The following is a 7166-nucleotide window of genomic DNA, read 5'->3' on the forward strand; positions in this document are numbered from 1 at the left end:
GCTGGGCCGACGATGATGCGTCGGGAAAAATCGGGCGCAATGACGGTAACGAACGGGCTCTACACCATTCAGATCGAGATGACCGAGGGCGGGCAGGGCCGCGCCAGCGGCGTCATAGTGCTGCACGATGGCAGGATCGCGGGCGGAGATTCGTATTTCTACTACTCGGGCTCCTATAGCGCCGATCGCGGCAAATGGCGCGGCGAGCTGACCACCAGCGAGCACACCAAGTCTGCCGGCGTATTGCCGTTGTTCGGTGGGCGCGATGTGACCTGCGGCTTCACCGGCCTCTATTCGGCCGACACCGCGCAGGTGAATGGAACGGCGCTGGTCGGAAAGACCAGCGTCATGTTCGTTGCCAGGCTGATGCTGCGATCGAAGCTATGAGGTTCGGGACGCCTCGACTTCGACCTTGACCGGGAATTTCTGCAGCAGCCGGCCGGCCGTCTCCGCCTTGTCGGGCGCTGCGTTGACGCGCAGATAGAGCCCGCGCGACGGATCGGTGATCGCTTCCACGTTCACCTCCTTGGCGAGGCCTTCCGCGGCCAGCAGTTCGCGCGCGGCGTCTCCGGCGGCGATCTCGCGCAGCTTCGGCTTGAAGATCTTGCCGACCGGCGTCACCGGCATTTCCGGGATCACCGAGACGGCGCGTGGCCGCGCCGGCGGCTCCGGGATGTTCTCCTGCACGAAGGCGGCAAGCGCCTGCGGATCGACCTGGACGCCGGGCTGGGTCGAGACGAACAGCATCGGCACCTCGCCAGCGTAGGCGTCGGGGCGCCCGACCGCCGCGGCGAGCGCGACGCCCGGAAATTGCAGCGCCGCATCCTCGATCGCGCGCGGATCGATGTTGTGGCCGCCGCGGATAATGACGTCCTTGGCGCGGCCCATGATGTAGACGAAGCCGTCGGCGTCGATCCGGCAGATGTCGCCGGTGCGCAGCCAGCCGTCGTGGAACGCGTCTTCAGTCTGCTTCTTGTCGACATAGCCCGCGAAGACCTGCGGTCCCCGCGTCAGCAGCTCGCCGACGGGCGAGGGCCACGGGCCGGTGTGCAGCTTGCCACCGGCGAGGATCGCAAGCTCGACCAGCGGATTGCGGGTGCCGACGGCTTCGGGCCGCGGCTTGATGCCGTGGACATCGTGGGTGATGGCACCGGCAAGCTCGGTCATGCCGTAGAGCTGCTGGATGCAGGGACCGCCCCAGGTCGCAAGATAGCGGCGCTCGATCTCCAGCGGGCAGATCGAAGCGCCGGTGGCGGTCACGCGCAAGGAAGAGATATCGGCATCACCGACCGGGACGCCGGCGATGGCGCCGAGTGCCGTCGGCACATTGCCGTTGATGTTGACGCGGTATTTCTCGACGATCTTCCAGAAATTCGTGATCAAAGCTGGATCGCGCGCGCCGGCGGGGCCGGGGATGAACATGGTCGCGCCGGCCGACAGGCTGTTGGCGACCGTGCAGAACAGGCCGCCGACATGGAACAGCGGCAGCGTGATCGTGCAGCGCTCACCCTTTCGGAAGTCCAGTGCCATCCGCGAGGAGACGGTGGAGGCGACCATCGCGCGGTTGGTGAGCCGCGCCACCTTGGGATGGCCGGTGGTGCCGCCGGTCGGCAGCATCACGGCGACGCGGTCCGCCTCGGAGAAATCCTTCGATTGGCCGTAATCGTCGCGCCAGGCCGGATCGGGCTTGAGGATTTCGCCGTCGAACGAAATTGTGCCGTCAAGCGGCACGATCACGGTGCGCTTCAGCGAAGGCACATCGCGCTGCAGGCCCTCGATCTTCTCGTAAAGCCCGCCCGGCATGCCCGGTGGCGGCGCCAGCAACAGTTTTGCCTTGACGGCATTGAGCTGGGCGATGATGGCCTCGCGCGAGAACAGGAGATTGAGCGGCTCGGCGATACCGCAGGCCGCAGCGCCCCAGATCGCGGCAACCGCGGCCGGGCAGCTCGGCAGCAGGATCGCGATTGCGTCTTCCTTGCCGATACCCTCACGGCGGAAGTAGTTTTCCGCCGCCTTGACCCCGCCCATGAGCTGATCGTTCGAGAGGATCACCGGGTTCGGATCGAGCGGCGAGCGTAGATAAATGATGCCTTCCGCATTGGGATCGCCGAGCGGACCGCGGGCGATCAGATCGAGGATGCGCGGGCAGGCGGCGAGCTCGTCCCGCATTTCCTGTTCGCGGGCGGCTTCTTCCGCCGGCGATAGCCTTTCCTTGAGCATGTCTCTCCCTCTCCTTTTATTGAGGGAGATTGTATCGAGCGGTCGTTATCAAACACAAGTGCGGCGTAACGACCGCTTGTCAGCCGTGCACGATGGCCTTCGCGATCATGCAATGAATGCCTTTCGAGCCGTTCACGGTTTGCGTCACCCGCAGGTCGGCGGCGAGGCTGCACAGCGTGTAGGCGTCCTCGCGCGACAGATTCCGTTTCTCCCCGAGCAGCGCGATCATGTCGCGCAGCGCGCGCACCACGCATTGGTCGAGGTCCGGATCCATCGCCATCGTCATGTAGTGATCTGTAGTCTCGGCGCGGGGATAGCTGAGACGAAGGTCCTTGCGCAGCGTCAATTTGAAGCGGCCCTGCAGCGCGGTCTCGATCGCGGTGACGCAGACCTCGCCGTCGCCCTGCACGCCATGACCGTCGCCGCAGGAGAACAGCGCACCGGGCACGAACACCGGTAAATAGAGCTTGGCGCCCGGTCCGAGCTCCTTGTTGTCGAGATTGCCGCCCATCGCGCGCGGGATCAGCGAGGTGATGCGGCCCCAGGCCGGCGGCGGCGCCACACCCATCACGCCGAAGAACGGCTTGAGCGGCAGCTCCAATCCCCAGGGCAGACGGCCGATCATGCGCTCGCGATCGAGCGGGATGTTGAGTGTGCGCGGTTCGTGAAAGTCGTCGGGCAGGGTGCCGGACAGCGGGCGGATCAGGTTGTAGCCCCAGTCCTGCCGCAGCCTGACATCGAGGATATCGACTTCCAGCACATCGCCACGCTCGGCACCCTCGACCGCGATCGGGCCGGTGAGGATGTGGCCAGGCAGCATCCGCTCGCAGCTCGCATGGATGTCGGCAAGCTCCGGCGGGACGTGAAACTTGGCCCGGTCAGGCACCATGTCGGGCCCGCCGCTGACGGTGTCGATGGTGACCTCGTCGCCACTTTCGATCGCCAGCACCGGCTTGAGTTTTGCTTCGAAGAAGCCCCAGTGGCAGGTCTTGGGGCTCGCAGGGAGATGATGGTGTGTCATGGGATTTCTCGGGCGGGCATGTGATCTGTGACGCGCATCGCATTTAGAATGGGCTTTTGCCGTCAGATCAATCGTTGCCGGATCACATCCGGCGGAAATCATTGCATAAGCCATGCCGCCGGCCATGAAGCGGATCGGCGCCATCCGGATCCGCGCAAGATGGAATGCCGGCGCGTTTACTGCTATGGCGCTCCCCAGCTTGAACCGATCGGAGGGCGCCGCCGGTGTTTTTTGTGCTGTCGAAGACGCTCGGCATCATGCTGCTGCCGGCCAATTTCCTGATCTGCATCGGTATGCTCGGCGCCATCCTGCTCGCGACGCGGTTTGCCGCGTTTGGCCGCAAGCTTCTGGTCGCGGTCATGGTGCTGCTTGTCGTGGCCGGGTTCTCGCCGCTTGGCAACCTGTTGCTGTACCCGCTGGAGGCACGCTTTCCGCCGTGGAATCCGGCGGAAGGCACACCCGACGGCATCATCGTGCTCGGTGGCTCGGTCGATTCCGACGTTTCGGCCTCGCATGATACGCCGATCGTGCGGAATGCAGCTGATCGCATCATTGCCGCGGCCGAGCTTGCGCAAAAATATCCGAATGCACGTGTGGTGTTTTCCGGCGGCAGCGCTAACCTGATTTCCAATGACGCCAAAGAGGCCGATTACGTGGCGGTACTCTTCGCAAACCTCGGTATCGATAAATCCCGGCTCATTATGGAGCGGCAATCGCGCAACACCTGGGAGAACGCCGAATTCTCCAAGGCATTGGTGGCGCCGAAACCGGGAGAGCGCTGGCTGCTGGTGACGTCGGCGTTCCACATGCCGCGATCCGTTGGGCTGTTCCGGAAGGTGGGATTTCCAGTCGAGCCCTATCCCGTCGATTGGCGGGTCGGGACAGGCAACGACGTCTTCTGGTTCACCAACAGCGCACTCGATGGATTGTCGCGGACCGATCTTGCGGTGCGTGAGTGGATCGGCCTGATCGCCTACCGCGCCGTAGGCCGCACCGATGAGTTGCTGCCTGGGCCGTCAACAGACTAGGTGAAGCTATGAAGCGCACGTGGACGATCATTGGCGTAGCTGACGTGCCCCGGAGCTTTAAGTGGTACCAGTCGCTACTTGGGTTGCCGGAGACAGCACCAGCCCACGATTATTTCGGGCAAATCATCGACTCGGATGGAACGGTCTTGCTCTGTCTCCACAAGTGGGGTGCTCACGAGCATCCCTCGTTGACAAGTCCCCATGACGCCAAGCCTGGCAACGGCTTGCTCCTGTTCTTTCGGATCGACAACTTTGACACAGTTCTACCAAAGGTGCGCGCGCTCGTCAGCCGGCTGGAAGAAGAGCCGCATGTGAATCCCAATACGGGAACTGCCGAGTTTTCGCTCCGAGATCCTGACGGATACTACGTCACTATCAGTGCGCTCAATCCAGACTAGCCCGAGTTGGGTCGAAATGAGTCACGCCGCAGAACGCAGGTCGCAACGGGCTGCCGATCCGGCTAAGATCGGGCAAAACGACGCCGGGAACTTACGCCATGCAACAGCAGACACCGCCAGAACAATTCGATCTGACCACGATGGTGGCCGATCTCAACAGCCTGCTCAGACTGAAGACCACAGTGATCGGCCTGAAGCTGTTCGAGCGGGTCGAGGACATGATGGTGATCCCGAAGATCCGGCGGCCGAGCGCGATCCACACCACCGACCAGATCGTCAGCATGGCCTCGCGTCTCGGCTGGACGGTCGGCGTCACTGCCGATGATCTCGTCGGCGCGCAATGCCGCGCCGTGATCGGGCTCGCGCCGCAAGACGAGAAATGGCTTGCGGGCGAATCCTATGTCGGGGTCTGGCACGGCACGGCGGAAGATGCGCGCAAGCGGCAGGAGGCGCTGGATGTGGTGCCCTATGGCCAATACAAGGCCTTTGTGGCAAGCCCGCTGGCGAGCGGTCGGCTCAATCCGCCTGACATCTGCCTCGTCTATGCGACGCCGGGGCAGATGATCATCCTGATCAATGGCCTGCAATATACCGGCTACAAGAAATTCGAATGGGGCGTGGTCGGCGAGACGGCGTGTGCGGACTCCTGGGGACGGGCGCTGAAGACGCGCGAGCCGTCGCTGTCGCTGCCTTGCTTTGCCGAGCGGCGCTATGGCGGCGTGCCTGACGAGGAGATGCTGATGGCGCTGCCGCCGGCCGATCTTGCCAAGGCAATCGCCGGCATGAAGCAGCTCGCCAAGAACGGCCTGCGCTATCCGATCGCGCCCTACGGCATCCAGGCCGACGTGCGCGCCGGCATGGGCGCGTCGTATGCAAAGAAGTAGGAATTCCTGCCGGTCATTGCGCGGAGCGACAGCGACGAAGCAATCCATGCCTTCGCAAGCGGTAAAATGGATTGCTTCGCTTCGCTCGCAATGACAAGAAGAGGCCAATCGTTCGTCTCAGGGAAAGTCATCCTATGTCGTCGAAGTTCGACATTGTCGTTTATGGCGCAACCGGTTTTACCGGCCAGCTCGTCGCTGAATATCTCGCCCAGCATTACAAAGGCGATAACCAGAAATGGGCGATGGCTGGGCGCAGCAAGGACAAGCTTGCCTCGGTGCGCGACACCATCGGTGCGCCCGCGGACACGCCGCTGATCGTCGCCGATTCAAGCGACGTCGCTTCCCTGCAAGCCATGGTTGGGCAGGCCAAATCCGTGATCAGCACGGTCGGTCCGTATCAGCTCTATGGCAACGACCTGGTCGCAGCTTGCGTGAAAACGGGGGTCGACTATTTCGATCTCAGCGGCGAGCCGCTGTGGATGCGGCAGATGATCGACCAACATGGGGCGGCGGCAAAAGCGAGCGGCGCGCGCATCGTGTTTTCATGCGGGTTCGACTCGCTGCCGTTCGAGCTCGGCACTTTCTTCGTACAGGACGAAGCCAAGCGGGTGTTCGGTGCCCCGGCATCCCGCGTCAAGGGCCGTGTGCGCGACATGCGCGGCACGTTCTCCGGCGGCACGGCTGCGAGCGCGAGGGCGACGTTTGAAGCCGTCGCCAGGGATCTGAGCCTGGTCGCGATGCTGAAGGATCCCTTCCTACTGACTCCGGAATTCAAGGGGCCGAAACAGCCGCCGGGCAACAAGCCGGTGCTCGAGGAAGACCTGCAGTCCTGGAGCGCGCCCTTCGTAATGGCGACGATCAACACGCGCAACATCCATCGCTCCAACATGCTGCTGGGTTTTCCCTACGGCCAGGAATTCATCTACGATGAGATGGTGCTGACCGGTCCCGGCGAGAAAGGCGAAGCCAACGCCAAGCGGGTAATGGCCGCGAACACCGAAAAGACCGGTCCCAATGCGCCGAAGCCGGGCGAGGGGCCCTCGAAGGAAGAACGCGAGAACGGCCGCTACGATCTCCTGTACGTGGCGATTGCGCCGGATGGCCGCCAGGTGCGCGCGTCGGTGAAGGGTGATCGCGATCCCGGTTATGGGTCGACGTCGAAGATGATCTCGGAATGTGCGATCTGCCTCTTGCGTGATGCGCCGGATGTGCCCGCCGGCATCTGGACACCGGGCGCTGCGATGAAGGACAAGCTCATCAAGCGGCTGGTCGATCACGCCGGCCTGACGTTCCAGGTCGAGACGTAGGGCTCGAATGGTAGGGTGGGCAAAGCGGCAGCGTGCCCACCATCGCCGGCGGAGCGCTTGATGGTGGGCACGGCGCTTCGCGCCTTTGCCCACCCTTGTATTAGCGCGTTGGAGTAGAGTGAGATCGTTCCGTGAGGAATGGCCCAGCCCGGGTGGCCGCCCGAGCTGGGCTGCCGATCGATCGGATCGCTGCCCACCGAAGCCTTGAGGCTGCCTTGTAGCAAGATCGCGGTCGGCGCTTCATCGGGACCCGAATGGTTGAACGAACTTCAGGTTCGCATCACAAGGGAGGGTCGACGAAGATGGCC

At 63.5% G+C, this 7166-nt stretch carries 7 protein-coding genes; 5 read left to right on the top strand and 2 right to left on the bottom strand.

Translation table 11 applies throughout. The features are described from left to right. The first annotated feature begins 39 nt into the window (after positions 1-39). Complete coding sequence (locus J6497_RS36625; protein WP_225709057.1) at positions 40-387, top strand: GrlR family regulatory protein; 348 nt, start codon at positions 40-42, stop codon at positions 385-387. Here J6497_RS36625 and J6497_RS36630 read toward each other — a convergent pair. Both J6497_RS36630 and J6497_RS36635 read right to left on the bottom strand, forming a co-directional pair. Continuing rightward, entirely contained in the window at positions 382-2220 is a 1839-nt protein-coding gene (locus J6497_RS36630; protein WP_225709058.1) for an AMP-binding protein, read from the bottom strand. The two genes, J6497_RS36625 and J6497_RS36630, sit on opposite strands and share 6 nt — an antisense overlap. Before the next feature lie 79 nt (positions 2221-2299). After that, positions 2300-3241, bottom strand: a complete 942-nt coding sequence (locus J6497_RS36635) for an acetamidase/formamidase family protein (protein WP_225709059.1) — start codon at positions 3239-3241, stop codon at positions 2300-2302. Between the two features lie 224 nt (positions 3242-3465). On the opposite strand from J6497_RS36635, the gene J6497_RS36640 reads away from it, so the two are divergent. From J6497_RS36640 to J6497_RS36655, 4 genes are all read left to right on the top strand, one after another. Then, the gene (locus tag J6497_RS36640; protein WP_225709060.1) at positions 3466-4269 is read left to right on the top strand and encodes a YdcF family protein; all 804 of its coding nucleotides are present in this window, start codon (positions 3466-3468) and stop codon (positions 4267-4269) included. A gap of 8 nt (positions 4270-4277) precedes the next feature. Next, positions 4278-4667 carry a VOC family protein gene (locus J6497_RS36645; RefSeq protein ID WP_225709061.1) on the top strand — a complete coding sequence of 130 codons (390 nt, stop codon included), beginning with the start codon at positions 4278-4280 and terminating at the stop codon, positions 4665-4667. Between the two features lie 98 nt (positions 4668-4765). Then, positions 4766-5551 (top strand): DUF169 domain-containing protein, encoded by a 786-nt coding sequence (locus tag J6497_RS36650; RefSeq protein WP_225709062.1) that lies wholly within the window; start codon positions 4766-4768, stop codon positions 5549-5551. Positions 5552-5685: 134 nt separating this feature from the next. Beyond that, entirely contained in the window at positions 5686-6858 is a 1173-nt protein-coding gene (locus J6497_RS36655; RefSeq protein ID WP_225709063.1) for a saccharopine dehydrogenase family protein, read from the top strand. Positions 6859-7166: the final 308 nt, after the last annotated feature.

This window comes from Bradyrhizobium cenepequi (genome assembly GCF_020329485.1).
GTDB lineage: Bacteria > Pseudomonadota > Alphaproteobacteria > Rhizobiales > Xanthobacteraceae > Bradyrhizobium > Bradyrhizobium cenepequi.

What these genes read in the sequence shown, in the direction of transcription:
- J6497_RS36630 (WP_225709058.1), bottom strand. Translation starts at nt 2,220, where the DNA reads ATGCTCAAGGAAAGGCTATCGCCGGCGGAAGAAGCCGCCCGCGAACAG.
- J6497_RS36655 (WP_225709063.1), top strand. Translation starts at nt 5,686, where the DNA reads ATGTCGTCGAAGTTCGACATTGTCGTTTATGGCGCAACCGGTTTTACC.
- J6497_RS36650 (WP_225709062.1), top strand. Translation starts at nt 4,766, where the DNA reads ATGCAACAGCAGACACCGCCAGAACAATTCGATCTGACCACGATGGTG.
- J6497_RS36625 (WP_225709057.1), top strand. Translation starts at nt 40, where the DNA reads ATGACGGTAACGAACGGGCTCTACACCATTCAGATCGAGATGACCGAG.
- J6497_RS36645 (WP_225709061.1), top strand. Translation starts at nt 4,278, where the DNA reads ATGAAGCGCACGTGGACGATCATTGGCGTAGCTGACGTGCCCCGGAGC.
- J6497_RS36635 (WP_225709059.1), bottom strand. Translation starts at nt 3,241, where the DNA reads ATGACACACCATCATCTCCCTGCGAGCCCCAAGACCTGCCACTGGGGC.